Annotated in this window: 11 protein-coding genes and 1 pseudogene; 6 read left to right on the top strand and 6 right to left on the bottom strand. The window is 63.8% G+C overall.

What is annotated here, in order from left to right; translation table 11 throughout:
* The first annotated feature begins 2 nt into the window (after positions 1 to 2).
* The 5 genes from ABD05_RS12470 (at position 3) to glmS (ending at position 7,331) form a co-directional block, all read left to right on the top strand.
* A complete protein-coding gene (locus ABD05_RS12470; RefSeq protein ID WP_047900390.1) occupies positions 3 to 1,016 on the top strand; it encodes a YaiO family outer membrane beta-barrel protein in 1,014 nt (337 codons plus the stop codon).
* A gap of 12 nt (positions 1,017 to 1,028) precedes the next feature.
* Positions 1,029 to 1,799 (top strand): hypothetical protein, encoded by a 771-nt coding sequence (locus ABD05_RS12465; RefSeq protein ID WP_047900389.1) that lies wholly within the window; start codon positions 1,029 to 1,031, stop codon positions 1,797 to 1,799.
* A gap of 336 nt (positions 1,800 to 2,135) precedes the next feature.
* Positions 2,136 to 4,283 carry a polysaccharide deacetylase family protein gene (locus ABD05_RS12460; protein WP_047900388.1) on the top strand — a complete coding sequence of 716 codons (2,148 nt, stop codon included), beginning with the start codon at positions 2,136 to 2,138 and terminating at the stop codon, positions 4,281 to 4,283.
* A gap of 92 nt (positions 4,284 to 4,375) precedes the next feature.
* On the top strand, positions 4,376 to 5,464 hold the full coding sequence (locus tag ABD05_RS12455; protein WP_047900387.1) for a hypothetical protein: 1,089 nt from the start codon (positions 4,376 to 4,378) through the stop codon (positions 5,462 to 5,464).
* 49 nt (positions 5,465 to 5,513) lie between these two features.
* On the top strand, positions 5,514 to 7,331 hold the full coding sequence (gene glmS / locus ABD05_RS12450) for a glutamine--fructose-6-phosphate transaminase (isomerizing) (RefSeq protein WP_047900386.1): 1,818 nt from the start codon (positions 5,514 to 5,516) through the stop codon (positions 7,329 to 7,331).
* 62 nt (positions 7,332 to 7,393) lie between these two features.
* On the opposite strand, the gene ABD05_RS12445 is transcribed toward glmS, so the two are convergent.
* From ABD05_RS12445 to ABD05_RS12425, 5 genes are read right to left on the bottom strand one after another with little or no spacing between them, the layout of a single operon-like run.
* Entirely contained in the window at positions 7,394 to 8,557 is a 1,164-nt protein-coding gene (locus ABD05_RS12445) for a vWA domain-containing protein (RefSeq protein ID WP_047900385.1), read from the bottom strand.
* Between the two features lies 1 nt (position 8,558).
* Positions 8,559 to 10,835 carry a DUF5682 family protein gene (locus tag ABD05_RS12440; protein ID WP_047900384.1) on the bottom strand — a complete coding sequence of 759 codons (2,277 nt, stop codon included), beginning with the start codon at positions 10,833 to 10,835 and terminating at the stop codon, positions 8,559 to 8,561.
* A complete protein-coding gene (locus ABD05_RS12435) occupies positions 10,835 to 11,926 on the bottom strand; it encodes an ATP-binding protein (RefSeq protein WP_047900383.1) in 1,092 nt (363 codons plus the stop codon). Before ABD05_RS12435 ends, ABD05_RS12440 begins: the two co-directional genes overlap by 1 nt.
* A complete protein-coding gene (locus ABD05_RS12430; RefSeq protein WP_047900382.1) occupies positions 11,923 to 13,503 on the bottom strand; it encodes a DUF5691 domain-containing protein in 1,581 nt (526 codons plus the stop codon). The genes ABD05_RS12435 and ABD05_RS12430 overlap by 4 nt, the downstream gene beginning before the upstream one ends.
* Complete coding sequence (locus ABD05_RS12425) at positions 13,503 to 14,828, bottom strand: SWIM zinc finger family protein (RefSeq protein ID WP_047900381.1); 1,326 nt, start codon at positions 14,826 to 14,828, stop codon at positions 13,503 to 13,505. Before ABD05_RS12425 ends, ABD05_RS12430 begins: the two co-directional genes overlap by 1 nt.
* Positions 14,829 to 14,934: 106 nt before the next feature.
* Between ABD05_RS12425 and ABD05_RS38900 the strand changes: the two genes are divergently transcribed.
* On the top strand, positions 14,935 to 15,444 hold the full coding sequence (locus ABD05_RS38900) for a putative DNA binding domain-containing protein (protein WP_238594072.1): 510 nt from the start codon (positions 14,935 to 14,937) through the stop codon (positions 15,442 to 15,444).
* On the opposite strand, the pseudogene ABD05_RS36105 reads toward ABD05_RS38900, so the two are convergent.
* Positions 15,372 to 15,753: pseudogene (locus tag ABD05_RS36105) on the bottom strand (SOS response-associated peptidase family protein); the annotation flags it as partial. The gene ABD05_RS38900 and the pseudogene ABD05_RS36105 sit on opposite strands and share 73 nt — an antisense overlap.
* Positions 15,754 to 15,877 lie beyond the last annotated feature (124 nt).

The following is a 15,877-nucleotide window of genomic DNA, read 5'->3' as shown; positions in this document are numbered from 1 at the left end:
TCATGTCCGATCGCCCCTGCCATCGCGGCCCGCGCGTGCCGGTTGCCACCCTCGCGGTGCTGTGCGGCGTCGCCTTCGGCGCGACCGCGGTACCGGCGGCGCAGCCGGATGACGCCGACGCGGCACCACCCGTGCAGTCGCCCGACGTCGCGACCGTCATCACGCCGCGGCCGCGCGATGAATCCACGTTCGTGCGCGTGAGCGCAGACGGGCTGCCGGACGGCGTGCCGCTCGCCGAATTCGCGCCGGACGACACGAACCGGCCGCCGCTGCCCGACGCAGTCGTCACACACGTACAGGTGCCGCAAGCGTCGCATACCGAACTGTCGCTCGGCGTTTCGAGCGCGCACCTGACGCACGGCTACGGCGACTGGTACGGCGTGCATCTGCGCGGTGTCTATCAGGACAACGGCCGTACCGTGCTCGGCGAACTGGCGCAACTGCACCGCTTCGGCGAGAACACGCAGCTCGGCGCACTGACCTATGTGCAGGATCTGGGACCCGACTGGTTCGGCGGCATCGGTTTCGCCGGCACCACCTCCGGGACGATCCTGCCGAGCGCGCGCGTCGACCTGTCGATCAATCGCAAGCTGTTGTCCAATCGTTCGCTGATCGTGTCGCTAGGCGCAGGCTATGCATGGAACCGCAGCGGCCACCGCGATCAGCTCTATCACGCCGGGCTGATCTGGTACGCGCTGCCGAAGTGGATTTTCGAGGCGGGCACGAACTATACGGTCGACTCGCCCGGATCGGTGAAGGCGCCCGCCTACTACGGTGCCGTCACCTATGGCGAGGTCGGCAAGAGCGTGATCGTGCTGCGCGGCGGGTTCGGCCGCGAGGCGTACCAGGTCACCGGCTCCGGCTCGCAGATCGCGGACTTCCGCAGCCACGAGATGTCCGCGAAATGGCGCTACTGGTTCACGCGCAAGTGGGGGACGCAAGTCGAATTCGACTACTACCATAACCCCTACTATTCACGGATCGGCGGCGAGCTGAGCGTGTTCTATCGCTGGTAGCCGGGGGGCGCCATGCAGACGCATCCCGACCGGCCTCCCGTCGACCGTTCGCTGCGAACCCATGCGCATCCGCAGCGCTGGCTGGTGTCGATCGCCGTTCTGACACCCGCGCTGTATGCATCGCTATGGCTCGGCTTGCCGCTGGCCTGGCGCTACTGGCGCGCGGTGATGACCTGGGGCGCGCATCAGATCGATCCGGCGCTCCACGTGATCGTGCTCGGCTACCCGCCCGACGCGCCGCGCGTACCGCTGCTGTCGATCGACGTCGCCGCGCGGATGCCGGGCGACACGCTGCTGGCCGTCACGGCCACGCTTTGTGCGATCGGGTTCGCCACTTCATTCGTACGACGTACGAACTGGCTGCCCGTTGCATATCTGTTACGTATCGCGAGCATGACCCAGTTGTTGATCTGCGCGTACTTCTGGCTCGCGCCGGACGCGTTCCCGTATGTCCCGCTGCTTCATCTGCGCGACATGTTCGTGCTGCACGGCGCGGCAATCGTGTTGATTCCCCTGGTGATGGCCGCGCTTTACTACCCGCTCGATTTCACGCTGCTGCAAAAGACCCTCGCATCGGTACTGGTGCTCGGCTACTTCGTGTTCGCGTTGCCGTTCGTGATGCTGCTGCACGCAGTCATCATCCATCACGGTTCGCTGCTGTTCCTGCCGTTCTGCTATTTCGTGCTCGGCGGGCCGCTGCTGATCGGCCTGCTGGTCACGCTCTACACCTACTGCGCGAGCTGGCCCGGCGCGCTGACGCGCGACCGCGATTCTGTCTGCTGATTTCGCGTGCAAACGCGCCGTATCAGCGATGAAACGATTCTGTTGCGTTTTTTGCCGTGCCGCCCGGCCCGCATCGCAAGAAGCCAGCGGGACCGGGCCTCCGAAGCGAATGGCACGTTGTTCGCTTCTTTCAATGCGTCGCATCGAGTCCCCTCATCGGCAAACACAGCACATTGCACCGACGCATTTGCGTGGGTCCCGCTGTCGTCGAAAAACACCGCTCGATGCCCGACGAACCGGACAGCCGCACACACCTACGGGGCAGGATTGGTCGACCTGGCGGCACGCGCAGCGTGGCTGCCGAGCGCCCCCCATTCCTTTAGCGAGGAGCACATCATGTTGGCAAAGTCAGGCAAGTTCTTGCGGATCCTGTTCGCGTTGTTCGCGCTCGCCTTCGCGTTCAGTCCAGGCGGTGCTCAGGCTGCCAGCAACCAGCTCCTCCTGCTGGTGCCGAACACGCTGACGCTGCCCGATCCGCGCGTGTCCGCATGGCTCGACACCGCGCAGGAGGAAGGGCTGCAGATCACGGTGATGACCGACAGCCAGTTCATGGCGGCCGGCGCGTCGCTGTCGCAGTATCCCGGCCTGATCCTGCCGGACCAGGTGCATACGACAGCCGACGACACGCTCGTGACGGCGATCCAGAACTACGCGCTGAACGGCGGCAAGGTGATGCTCGTCTACGATTTCGGCGTGCTGAATTCGGCCGGCTTCTATGTGAGCCCGAAATCGCGCTTCAGCAGCATGGTGGGTGTGGATTACGTGTTGTACGATCAATATGGCGGCAACATGATCGGCCTCGGGAACGTAACCGGCATGAGCAGCTGGCTGCGCACGCTCCAGGTGCCTCCCGGCAAGTCGATGACGTGGACCACGACCTCGCCGGCCACGACGACCGCCGGCCCCATGGCCGCGGCCAGCACGACCAGCCCGGCGACGAATTCGTCGAAGCAGACGTCCGGCACCGCGCTCTATCTGTCTGCCAGCCCGTCAAACCCGGGCGGCCTCGCCAACTACAACCACGGCGCATGGTTCCAGTACGGCACCGCGCCCGCAGGCAGCGGCGTGCTGAACCAGACGGCCCCGAAACTGACCGGCACCGCAGTCGGCAAGCTGGTGAAGACCGGCACCTATGTCGCCGGTTCGGTCGTGAGCACTGCGACCAGCACGGTGTCCAAGACACTCGCCGCCACCTCGCTGACGACCACCGACACGCTTGAAGGCATCTCCGGCTACGTGTACGGCTTTCTGACCTATCCGAGCTTCGTCACGCAAGGCACGTATACCGGCACGACGATCCTGACCTCGCCCAATTTCGGGCTGGTGTCCGGCTACAACACGTACGGCAACGGCGGCGTCCTGTTCGTCAACCTGCCGCTCGCGTACCTCGACGGCCAGACCGACGGCATGCTGATCCACGGCTACCTGCATTATTTCGGCACCCAGATGCTGAACCTGCCGTCGCTGTCGGCGCTGCCGAAGGCAATGGCCGGGCTGGTGTTCAACTGGCACTTCTGCGCGGGCGACCAGATCCAGCCGGCGCAGACCCTGAAGAACCTCGGCGTCTGGAACAACGGGCCGTTCTCGCTCGTGATCACGGCCGGCCCTGATGAAGCGACCTTCGGCGACGGCAACGGCATCAACCTCGCCAACAACCCCACCGCGCAGAGTCTCGTCAGGTATTTCGTGAGCAAGGGCCATCGCGTCGGCAGCCACGGCGGCTGGATTCACGATTACTGGGGTGCGAATGCCAGCGAAACGAATCAAAGCACGTTCCAGCAATACCTGGTGCTGAACCACCAGGCCGTCATGGCCGCGACCGGCCAGCCGGACGTCGAATACGCCGCGCCGGAAGGCAACACGCCGACGTGGTCGGTGAACTGGCTCGAAAGCAACGGCTTCAACGGGTACTACTTCACCGGCCACACCGGCTCGGCGCCGACCCGCGCATACCGCAACGGCGCGCTGCTGAACCCCGGTCTGTGGGCCTACCCCGTGATGCCGTTCGGCAAGTACGCGACGTTCGAGGAGTTCCAGCAGTATGCGGTGCCGACGAGCGACGTCAACAACTGGTACGCAGCCCTGATGAACTTCGTCGTCGCGAACCGCACGAGCCGGCTGATCTACGCGCACCCGCTCGGCGCGTCGTCCTATACGTCGACACTCAACGCAATCTTCTCGCAAGCCAATACGCTGAAAACGCTCGGCCAGTTCAAGTGGTACACGATGAGCGACATCACGGTCTTCGACAGGGCGCGCCTGAACGTCACGTGGTCGGCTACCGACACGGGTAGCGGCTGGGCATTCGCGGCCAGCCACCCGACCAGCCTGACGAACATGACCTGGCTGCTGCCGAAGGCTGCCTACGCGCAACCGGTCGTCACGCAAGGCAGCGCCAGCGTCGTCGCCACCGACTCGACGAACTGGCTCGTGATCGCGAACAACGGCACCAGCCTCAAGTTCACCAGCGCCAAGGTGCACTGAGCCGTAACGTCGACACACTCGCCGGCGCGCGACGCGGCCAACGCCGCGCGCGGCGGAAATTGCGCAGGACCACCGCGCAGGAGCCCCCGATCATGAACCGGCCCGCGCTTTTCCCGGCCGCACGCGCATGCGTGCCGGCCGCCGTCCGGCTGTGCCGCCTGTGGTGCGTCGTCTGCTGCGTCGCCGCGTGCGGCTTCGCGCTGCACGCGAGCGCCGCCGAACTCCAGCTCAACGGGCTGTACCAACGCCCCGACGGCGCGATCACCGTGCGACTGAACGGCGCCGGCATCGATCCTTATTTCGCGGCGAAGGCGCTGCTCGCCGCCTCCGACGCCGGGCTCGACGCCCATCAGGCGGCACTTGCGTGGATAGCGTGGCTGTTGCCGCGCCAGCGTCCGGATGGCGGTTTCGATCGCTACTGCTTCAAGAACGCCCAGTACAGCGCATGCGCCGAAGCCGACGCCGACGACGCGATGATGGCGACCTGGATCGAACTGCTGGCCCGCTTCGCGCCGGCCGACGGACTGCCCGCTGCGTGGGAACTCAGCCTGAACCGCGCGGGCGCGCATCTGGACACCCTGCTCGGCAAGCCCTCCGGCGTCTATCAGATCTCGTCGACGCTGCACGTCGCGCTGCTGATGGACAACGTCGAGGTGCACAGCGCGTTCCAGGCGCTCGCGGCGTATTACGTCCGGCACGCCGACCAAACGCGTGCGGCCCCGTGGAGCCAGCGCGCCGACCGGCTCGCGTCGGCGATCCTGAAGGTGTTCTGGCGCGGCACGCAAACCGGCTTTCGCGCCAGCACGCAGCGGATCAGCGATACGACCTTTTATCCGGCGAAGGTCGCGCAGATTTTCCCACTGCTGTCCGGCATTCAGGTACCCGAGCAATCCAATGCGACGATCTATGCGCAGTGGATGCAGAAGTACGGCAAGACCTGGCTGCAACTCGCCGGAAGCGATTATCCATGGGGCTTGATCGCGCTGGTCGCGTTCAAGATGAACGACTGGAGCACCGTTGCATGCTGGCATGCGCGCTCGGGCCCGTACCGGCACGGCGCGCACTGGAACGTACTGGAGGAGTCGCTTTATCTGGCATTCGAGAGCCGGATGGCCGACCCCGTCGCGCCCGCGCAATGCGGATTCACGACGGCGGCGGCAACGGAGACCGCGTCGCGCTGACGCAAGCGTGCGCGCGGTCCGGGATGAGTCACCGGGAAGGAGACGTGTCATGTGTGGCATCGTCGGCGCGGTCGCGCAACGGGACATCGTCCCGATTCTGATTGAAGGTTTGCGCCGCCTCGAATATCGCGGCTACGATTCATGCGGCGTCGCAACGGTCGTCAACGGCCAGGCGCGCCGCGAGCGCAGCGTGTCGCGCGTCGCCGATCTCGACGCACATGTGCGCAGCGCCGGCCTGACCGGCAGCACCGGCATCGCGCATACTCGCTGGGCAACGCATGGTGCGCCTGCAACCTGCAACGCGCATCCGATCTTCTCGCGCGATGAAATCGCCCTCGTGCACAACGGCATCATCGAGAACCACGAAACGTTGCGCAAACAACTTTCTGACGAGCACTACGAGTTCGATGGACAGACCGACACCGAAGTCGTCGCCCACCTGATCCACAGCAAGTATCGCGGCGATCTGCTCGCCGCCGTGCGCGATGCGACGTCGCAGCTTCACGGCGCCTACGCGATCGCGGTGTTCAGCAAACACGAGCCGCAGCGGCTGATCGGCGCGCGGGTCGGCTCACCGCTCGTTGTCGGCGTGAAGGACGGCGAATGCTTTCTCGCGTCCGACGCGCTCGCGCTCGCCGGCATCACCGACCGCTTCATCTTTCTCGAGGAAGGCGACATCGTCGAGTTGACGCCGGGCGGCGTGCGCGTGCTAGATCGTTTCGGCGCACCGGTCGAGCGCGCGGTCCAGACCGTTTCCTCCGCGCAGGGCGTGGTCGAACTCGGGCCATACCGGCACTTCATGCAGAAGGAGATTTTCGAGCAACCGCAGGCCGTGGCCGCGACCATCCCCGATGCAGGGCTGTTCGATCCGGCGATATTCGGCCCGGACGCCGCGCGGGCGTTCGAGCAGATCGACAACGTGCTGATTCTCGCGTGCGGCACGAGTCATTATTCCGGACTGACCGCGCGCCGCTGGCTCGAAACGATCGCACGCGTGCCGGCGCAGGTCGAGATCGCGAGCGAGTACCGTTACAGCGACGCGCTCCCCACGCCGAACACGCTGGTGGTGAGCGTGTCGCAATCCGGCGAGACCGCCGATACGCTCGCCGCGCTCAAGTACGCGCAGGCGCTCGGCCATATCGACACGCTGGCGATCTGCAACGTGCCGACCAGCGCGATGATGCGTCAGACCAGCCTGCGGTTCCTGACGCGGGCCGGTCCCGAAATCGGCGTCGCGTCGACCAAGGCGTTCACGACGCAGCTCGTCGCGCTGTTCATCCTTGCCGTGACGCTCGGGCGGTTGCGCGGCTACGTCGACGACGCGCAGCTCGCGCGCTATACGACGCAGTTGCGACGGCTGCCCGGCGCGCTCGACGACGTGCTCGGGCTGGAGCCGCAGATCGAGCGCTGGGCGGCGGAATTTGCGCAACACGAAAATGCGCTGTTTCTCGGGCGCGGGCTGCATTACCCGATCGCGCTCGAAGGCGCGCTGAAGCTGAAGGAGATTTCGTATATCCACGCGGAAGCGTATCCCGCGGGCGAGCTGAAGCACGGTCCGCTGGCGCTCGTGACCCACACGATGCCCGTCGCGACGATCGCGCCGAACGATGCGCTGCTCGAAAAACTGAAGTCGAACATGCAGGAAGTCAGGGCGCGCGGCGGCCAGCTTTACGTGTTCGCCGATGCCGATACGCGGATCGACAACAGCGAAGGCGTGTCGGTGCTGCGGATGCCGGATTACTACGGACTGTTGTCGCCGATCCTGCATGTGGTGCCGTTGCAGTTGCTTGCGTATCACGCCGCGTGTTTGCGCGGCGCGGATATCGACAAGCCGAGGAACCTGGCGAAATCGGTGACGGTGGAGTGATGGGGTCGTGTAACGCGCGGCGGGCCGGCGAGGGTCTTCAAGGGGATTGCCTCGCCGCCTTCTCAACCGTCCGTGCGATTGGTAACAAAACCCTGCTGAGCAGCCCAGAGGGCAATGTCCTGCTTCTGGATCGCGGCAGCCATCAATTCCGGAAATCTATCGGGTGTGCAGGCAAAGGCGGGAATGCCGAGCGTGGCGAAGCGGGCCGCATTCTGGTGATCGTAACCAGGCGCGCCATTGTCGGCCAGCGCCAGCAGGCAGATGACGTTGACGCCGGCGGCCTTGAGCGTTGCGGCACGTTGCAGCATCTCTTGTTGATTACCGCCTTCGTATAGATCCGTGATCAACACGAGAATGGTTTGCTCCGGACGGTTGATCACCTGCTGGCAGTAGCCTAACGCGCGGTTGATGTCGGTGCCGCCGCCCAGTTGCACGCCGAACAGCAGATCGACGGGGTCGCCCGCTTCGTCGGTCAGGTCGACGACGTTGGTGTCGAACACGACCATGCGGGTACGTACCGCCCGTAGCGATGCCATGACAGCGGCAAACACCCCAGCGTAGACCACCGATGCCGCCATTGATCCGCTCTGATCCACACACAGAACAACGTCGCGCAGCGCCGAACGCTTTCGCGCATAGCCCACCAGTTTTTCCGCAATCACCGTCCGCTGTTCGGGCAGATAACGCGACAGGTTGGCGCGGATGGTGCGATGCCAGTCAATTTCGTTCAAGCGCGGCCGGTGGTTACGTTCTGCACGGTTGAGACTGCCACGTATCGCCTGGTGCATCGGCTCGGCCAGACGGCGCTCCAGTTCCTCGACTACACGCCGCACCACCCTGCGCGCGGTCTCCCGGGTTTTGGCCGGCATCACGCGCGACAAAGACATCAGGCTGGCAACCAGATGAACATCCGGCTCCACCGACTCGAGCAGTTCCGGTTCCAGCAGCATCTTGCGCAGATTCAGGCGCTCCAATGCATCCTGCTGCATGACCTGTACTACGGATGTTGGAAAAAACTCGCGAATATCGCCCAGCCAACGCGCAACATTCGGACTACTGGCACCGAGGTTGCCCTGGCGGTCGCTGTCATATAGCGCCGCAAGGGCATTGTCGGCACGGATGAGTTCCGTGGGCAACGTCGCACCGCAGCTTTCCTGGGCGTCACTGCCCAGAACCAGGCGCCAGCGCTGCATGCGGTCGGATTCGAGATCCGTGTTGACGCTCATGTCATTTCCCCAGGATGGCGGCGAGCACCGGCAGCACGCGGGCAGCCCGTGCATGGTCGAGTTCGGCGACGGCGGCTGCCACGACGACGGGCGCGTCCAGTCGCCGAACCTTGCTGCCCATTTCGCGCCGTTCGGCAGCGTGGAAGTCGGCGAACGCACGGCGCAGCAGCGGCAGACGTTCAAGAAAGACATCGTGCGCGAGGCCGGCAAGCCACGCGTCGATGACGCGCCAGAGCGCATCGTGTTGCAGCAACAAGAGCCCGCTTCCGCGCAGGAGTCCGGTCAGCCAGCCGGTAGAGTCTGCCGGCGGGACAGCGACGGCAAGCGCGAGGCCAGCCTGGCGCGCGAGTTCCTCGGCATCGACACGCTGACGGTCGAAGGCCAGACGCAGTGCGAAGCCGCGCACTGCGGGGGCGACGGCATCGTCTGCAGTCAGGTTGACCAGGCAGTCGAGCCAGTCGTCGCGCAATGCTGCAATGTCCAGCGTATCGAGCGCGCCCTGCACGCCGTCGAGTTGCGCCAGCATCCCGGTGGCAGCCGCTTCGTCCATATGGCTTGCGGCTGCCGCGAGCCCGACTACGATACGTTCAACCAGCCCTTCGACGATGGGTTGCAGATCCGCAACGGTGGTTCCTCGCACGTCACCATATCGGACCACACGCGCCAACGGCGGCAACGCAGTCATCAGATGCGCCAGATCGGCCGCGACGGCCGCCTGCGTCTGTACACAGGCAAGCAGAACATCGATAGCGACAGGAAGTCGTGCGAGCACGGCCCGGTCGAGCATTCCGGTGAGTTGCGGCAATTCCGCGCCCGCGCGTGCGCTTTCACACAGACGGTGCGTTGCGGCATCCTCGATCGTGTTGCCATAGCGACTGGTGGCGATGAGCGCGACAACCATGTCCGGCTGCCAGCGCAGTTCCCATGTCTCACGGAAGGTGCCGGTACGATTGTTGTCTCGCAGCAGCGTGCCCCAGCCCACGTCAAGCAGATTGAGGCGATGCAGCAGCACGCTGCGCTGTCGACCGCCCTCTTCGCGCAGATCGAGATCGATCTGCTTGATCTCGGTCGTCGGTTTGAGGCGCAGGCGCTTCTGACATGCCTCGAGATCCCGCTGTAGCGGTGCCGCCACGACAGATTCCGGCACCGAGCCCAGTTGTTCACCGATTTCGAGCTTGCGACGGATCAAGGACAACGGCTCGGCCTGACCGTGACAAAGTACGGTCATCATCGCTTCACGTTGCTCGGCCAGCCCCGGTATCGGCAAATCTCGGATCGCAGCGAGCGCATCGGCCAGACGTACGGTTTCGATCACGCTGGCGGACGGCGCATCCAGCCCTTCCGCGCGCATCAAGCGTGCGCTCTCGGTTACCCAACGCAAACAGGCGGAGTCCGGGTTTTGCCACAGGTGACGATACCAGCCCGGTGATTCGACACCCGCGCCGTACCCGCCGGCGTAACTCAGACGATCGTTGCTCCACGGCACCCAGGTTGCTTCTGTCCGGGTCTTGGGCAAGCCCTTGAGGAGCGCCGTGTCGTCCTTGATCCTGGCAGCCTGCGTCAATGCCGGAACGTGCCAGGCGCCGCACACGACAGCGATGTTCTGATAGCCGGCCCTTTGCGCTTCGCGCACCCGCGTGCGCATATGCGCTTCACGTCGCGCTTCGCGCGGCGGGGGCACCGGGGCGTGCTCGCGCAGCGCGACCATCGCCTCCCCGATGGCTGCAAACAGCTCGCCGGCGTCGCGACGCTGTTCGACTTCGATCTCCCACCACGATTCGTGATCGTCGTAACCTGCGGCGCGAGACAGTTCACCGATCGGGTCCATGCGCCAGGCCGGCGGTAATTCGACTTCCGGCTTCTCCGGTGACGGACGTGCCCCACCCTCCGCGTCGGGATCGATGGCAATATCATCGGCCTTCGACGCGGCTTCGGCAGTTGCCTGTTCTTGCGCGAGGGATTCGGCAAAACCATGCGTGGCGGGCAGATCCATGAACCACAGCGGCACGTTGTGTGTCGTCGCATGACGAATCGCCTGCCATTCCGGCGAAAACTCGGCAAACGGGTAAAACACGCCCAGCCGAGGCGCTTCGCTCGGGTAGACGAGTAACGCGACGGGAGGCCGCATGGCGGCGTCACCCGCTAACGCAACGATGGCATCCGCTTCCGGCGGCCCTTCGAGCAACACGACGTCAGGCTGTTGCACCGCAAGTGCAGCATGTAGCGCGCGCGCACAACCGGGGCCATGGTGTCGGATACCGTAGTATCGAACCGCCATCAGACCGTTTCCATGCAGGCGCGATAAAAATCCTTCCAGTCGTCGCGCTCTTTTACGACCGTCTTGAGATATTCCATCCACACCAGCTTGTCCTGCACTGGGTCCTTGACGATCGCGCCGGTCAGGCCCGCTGCCAGATCGGCGGCACGCAACACGCCGTCGCTGTAGTAGCCGGCCACCGCCATGCCGTGGCCCAGCACCGAAATCGCTTCCGCGGTCGAAAGCGTGCCGCTGGGGGTCTTGAGCTTGGTCTTGCCGTCCTCGGTCAAGCCGTTGCGCAATTCGCGGAACACGGCAACCACACGACGGACTTCCTCCAGCGCCGGCTTCTCGGCCGGCAACGCCAGCGCACGGCCCAGTTCGGCGACGCGACGGCTGACGATCGCCACTTCCTCGTCAAATGTCTCCGGGGTCGGCAGGATGACGGTGTTGAAACGGCGCATCAAGGCCGATGACATCTCGTTGACGCCACGGTCTCGATTGTTCGCCGTGGCTATCACGTTGAAGCCGCGCTGTGCCTGCACTTCGATGCCAAGCTCCGGCACCGGCAGGGTCTTTTCCGACAGAAGCGTAATCAGCGTGTCCTGCACCTCGCTCGGCACACGCGTCATCTCTTCCAGCCGCGCCAGCTTGCCGTCGCGCATCGCATTGAGCATCGGACTGGGGACCAATGCCTGCTCCGACGGCCCCTCCGACAACAGGCGCGCGTAGTTCCAGCCGTAACGTAATGCCGTCTCATCAGTGCCGGCCGTGCCCTGAATCAACAACGTGGAATCGCCGCTGATTGCCGCCGCGAGATGCTCCGATACCCAGCTCTTCGCGGTGCCCGGCACCCCGTAGAGCAGCAGCGCGCGGTCGGTCGCGAGCGTAGCGACGGCGATCTCCATCAGCCGGCCGCTGCCGATGTATTTCGGCGTGATCTCGAAGCCGTTGTCGAGCTTCCCGCCCAGCAAGTAAGTTTTGACCGCCCACGGCGACAGTTTCCAGTTTGCCGGCCGCGTACGCTTGTCATGGCGCGCCAGTTCCGCCAGTTCTTCGGCATATTGCGTTTCGGCGTGCTGGCGCAGCACGGTATTGAGGTTGTCGCTCACAGCGGCATCTCCTTGATCACGGTTTGTTTGGCTTGCATGAGCGTGACGATTTCACGCGCCTGTTCCAGCATTCGAGGTTGGCCGGCGAAGACGCCGCCAAGCCAGCCGGCATACAGTTCGACGACAGGTGACAGAAGGATCAAGTCGGCATCGGCTGCACGCAATATGGCCAACCGTGCCAGGCCGGCCAGGTCGTAACGCAGCATCAAGTCTGCCGGCGTTCGGCTTTGTTTGGCGTCCGAGAAAAAAGTGCGCGCGAAGGTGCGAATGACTTCGGTCGGCCACGGTGCATCCAGCCGACGAGCGAATGCAGAAGCCAGATCGACTTCGCCCAGCGCAAGCTGGCGGCACAGCTCGCTTTCGCAAACGACGGGAAGCGAAGCCTCCCACAACGCGGGTATCAGCGCGTTCAGTCGAGCCGATGGCTTGTCGCTGCCCAGCGCAAATCGCAGAAACGCCGCCGACCACTGGTGATCGCCAGCACGACACGCAGCGGCCGCGCACCCGGACAGCAACGGATCAGCCCAGTCGTTGCCCGCCATCAATGGAATCAGTACTTCCGCTTCGCTGCTCGCGGCCTCACTCCAGCGCGCGGGCGAAACGAGCGACAGCACCTGGCGTAACCATGACGCGCGCTTGCCCTCCCCGTGATTCGCCACATCGACGATGCCGTCGCGTACCCAGTCTTTCGGAAGTTCGCTCGGGATGTCGACGGTCAATACCGGGTCGTTGCGCTTGCCCAGGAAGGAGACGAACCTGGCGACGGCGCCGCTGGCAGGAGTTGCTGCTTGCCAGCGCACACAGGCGTCGGCCCGTGCCGTCATACGGCGCATGAAGGCAGAACCCGGTAATCGCGCGAGCAGGTCTGCCGCCGCGATACGTACCGTTTGTGCGCGATCGTCGAGCAGACTTTCCAGAAGCAACTCATCGTCCATGCCGAGATTGGCCGCCATCGCGTTGACGAATTGCTGGCGCGGATCCGCCTTCTCCTTCGGCAAGACATCGGCCAGCATGTCACGCGCTTTGGCGGCGTCGATGCCACGCAGCGCACGTAGCGCGTCGACGCGCGCCGCTGTCTCCCCCTCTTCCCATATCTGCAGCAACCCGGCTTCATCCAGATCGGGAGGTGCAAGCTTCTTCAGGCGCACATCCCAATCCGGGTTCTGTGATGCAAGCCATCGGCCACGCTCGCCAAGGACGTTATGCCAATGTGCCAACACCGAGGCTTTGCCTAGCACGTCCGGCAACAGCGCCGGCGGTAGCCGATAGCCAGCCTGCGCGACGCGCGGCGCCAGCCATTCGCTTAGTCCGGGTATCTCGTCCGCGATAGCGGACGCGATCAAAGGCGTGAGCATCGCAGGCGTTTCCCGTTCAACTTCGTCCGGCGCGGGGGCCGGCAGTATCGCCGTACGTGGCAGCCGTCCGGCCCCGCTGTAAACAGCAAGGCTACCGGCCTGCAACAATAGGCGCCGTTCGCGACTACCGTCCGGCAACAACGCATCGATCTCTGCCAGCGTGGACGCGTCGTACGGCACATTGGCAGTTCCGACGAGAGCGGTACGAACGAGATCCTCCATCACGCGCCTCCCGCCAGGCTTTGATAGCACCCATCGACATACACGCCCAGCGGGCGAATCGCACGACCGTCCCACTCCACGGCAACGGTCTGAGGGCGGCCGCCGGCAATCGCCAGCCAGGTCCAATGGTTGCCGCCATGCAGAGGTAGCCCATGCCCGCTCGGCGCGACGGCATGCCATGTACCGTCGGCGTACACCGGCACGACCGCGTCGAGTACGGTTGCAAGGCGATCGTGCCAAGGGTTCGCCGTCAGCGCATTCGCGGCGGCGTCGAGTAGGCCGATCTGATCCTGAGCGCGTGAGAAAGCAAGGGGTGACGGCAACGGAGCCGCAGTACCTTTAAGGATCGCGCGCTGCGATCCGGTCCCTGGCCAGAAGGCCAACTCACCGTCAAATGCGGTGCCGGGCAGCCAGGTCGCGGAAAAAGGTTGATTACCGACGGCAAACTGCAGGAACAGCGCATATCGACCGCTCGTCTCGCCGGAGAGCCAGGTCCGCTGCATCCGCACGCGGTCGTCAGCGTCGACAACCTGTCCGATCAAGTGCCAGCGATCACGCAACACTTCGCCGCTGGCCAACACGTCTTCTTCACGCACGCTAAACCCGATCAATTGCCGCAACTGCTGCTGCAGATCGACCGTGAGCTGATCGATTCGCTCGTAGGCGCGTACCGCCAACGCAAGGCGGCCGAGCTCGGCGAGCAGTTGTTCGGGCCAATCTTCACGGCCTCCTGGAAGTTCTGCCAACGCACGTACACGTGCCGCCAAGCCAGTTGCTTGTGCGTCGACCAACCGTGCGGCCATCTGCTCCCAGAACGCGGGCCCCTGCGCCGGCAGTCGCGCGAGACCGTTGCGTACCAAATCCTCCAGCCAGACTTGCAACCCGGCCATACCGTCGAGCACGCGGGTTTCACGCTTCTCGGCTCTCTTTCGCTGCGCCGCCTCATCTACCGGCGCGTCGGCCTTGATGGCCGCGCGTGCTTCCTTTTTGGCAGCATTGTTCGCGCGCTTGTCCAGCCATTCGCTGACCCACTCGGGCTCGTCGGCAATAGCAACGGCATCGTGCTGGTTGGCGACCAGGATCAACAAGCCAAGCGCATGCTTGCAAGGGAATTTGAAGCTGGGACACGAGCACTTACTCGCGAAATCGGCAAGATCCACACGGACCTGATAGGGGTTCTTGCCGCTCCCCTGGCACTCCCCCCATAGCACGCGGGCATTACGCCCAAGCATCGGCCACTGCTTCGGCTGCGCGAGCTTCTTGCCATTCGCGGCCGAACTACTATCCGGTGCCAACGCCAGAACCTGTTGTTCGGTGAGCTGCATATATGCGGCTTTGGTTAATGGTTACAAATAGACGGCCGAAGTCACTGTACCGACGTATCGCCAGGATAGTCGCCATAACGTGCGTGAATTCATGGCCGGATACGCAATGGAACTGGCAGCAAACTGTTCACCGCTCCATTGGTCGGTGAGCAGCGTCAACTCACGGTTGGCTGCGATCTCACCTGGAAACGAGAACGCTTCGTCAGGGTTGGATAGGACGCAGTTTATCGAGAATAAAGTTCTTGAAGGCAATCTCCTCGACCTTTTTGATCAAATAACTTTGTTCCTCGACCGTCATGTAACGGTTAGCTTAAATTTTGAAGAATATGAACGACATGATGTGAGAGCAATCCCACCATTTGTCATTCGAGAGGCAGTCGTGAACGCCTTAGTCCATCGCGACTATTCACAAGCGAATGCAAATGTGACAGTCGCCCTACATCCTGACAGATTCGAGGTGTGGAATCCGGGTAGTTTGCCAGAAGGCATATCGCCGGAAGCGCTTCCTCGCACGCATGTGTCACGCCGAGCCAAAACGATCACTATACCGGTGACACAATACGAATGCCAATCTGTTAGTCCGATCCGTCGCCACCCAATCCGGCCCGTCTCGTAACAAGGCTCGTATATCCATCGGACAGGGATCAGGCAGCGCTGGCCAGCCCGCCACGCCTTGCCATATAACCAGGACTCACCGACCGTTTCCGAACGGGCATTGACCATGTCGAGCTTTTTCCGCTTCTTCCCGCTGTCATCGACTCGCTCAGGTTGCATGAACTTCGGCCAGAAACAGAACACGGCCTTGACAACGCCAAGGCCATCACCGTCCGCCCATGCGATCGGCGCGGCATAGTCGGGATACACATCTGGCTCCCACGGATCGTGGCGGTACAGATCCGCCGATGCCGATCTTCAGCTCGTTGATGCCGGGATCTTCGTCTGACGTTCATATATGTTCACACTGCCCGCCCTCCCCCCCCCATTTTTGAGACTTAACGGCCCCATCTTACTGCGCGATAAGCTGTATATTCATACAGTGTTTTGCGTGC

Source organism: Burkholderia pyrrocinia, assembly GCF_001028665.1.
GTDB classification, from domain to species: Bacteria; Pseudomonadota; Gammaproteobacteria; order Burkholderiales; family Burkholderiaceae; genus Burkholderia; species Burkholderia pyrrocinia.
The sequence above is the reverse complement of the archived record's forward strand: the minus strand, read 5'-3'. Positions and strand labels throughout refer to the sequence as shown.

What these genes read in the sequence shown, in the direction of transcription:
- ABD05_RS12470 (WP_047900390.1), top strand. Translation starts at nt 3, where the DNA reads ATGTCCGATCGCCCCTGCCATCGCGGCCCGCGCGTGCCGGTTGCCACC.
- ABD05_RS38900 (WP_238594072.1), top strand. Translation starts at nt 14,935, where the DNA reads ATGGAACTGGCAGCAAACTGTTCACCGCTCCATTGGTCGGTGAGCAGC.
- ABD05_RS12440 (WP_047900384.1), bottom strand. Translation starts at nt 10,835, where the DNA reads ATGGCGGTTCGATACTACGGTATCCGACACCATGGCCCCGGTTGTGCG.
- ABD05_RS12425 (WP_047900381.1), bottom strand. Translation starts at nt 14,828, where the DNA reads ATGCAGCTCACCGAACAACAGGTTCTGGCGTTGGCACCGGATAGTAGT.
- ABD05_RS12460 (WP_047900388.1), top strand. Translation starts at nt 2,136, where the DNA reads ATGTTGGCAAAGTCAGGCAAGTTCTTGCGGATCCTGTTCGCGTTGTTC.
- ABD05_RS12430 (WP_047900382.1), bottom strand. Translation starts at nt 13,503, where the DNA reads ATGGAGGATCTCGTTCGTACCGCTCTCGTCGGAACTGCCAATGTGCCG.
- ABD05_RS12455 (WP_047900387.1), top strand. Translation starts at nt 4,376, where the DNA reads ATGAACCGGCCCGCGCTTTTCCCGGCCGCACGCGCATGCGTGCCGGCC.
- ABD05_RS12445 (WP_047900385.1), bottom strand. Translation starts at nt 8,557, where the DNA reads ATGAGCGTCAACACGGATCTCGAATCCGACCGCATGCAGCGCTGGCGC.
- ABD05_RS12465 (WP_047900389.1), top strand. Translation starts at nt 1,029, where the DNA reads ATGCAGACGCATCCCGACCGGCCTCCCGTCGACCGTTCGCTGCGAACC.
- glmS (WP_047900386.1), top strand. Translation starts at nt 5,514, where the DNA reads ATGTGTGGCATCGTCGGCGCGGTCGCGCAACGGGACATCGTCCCGATT.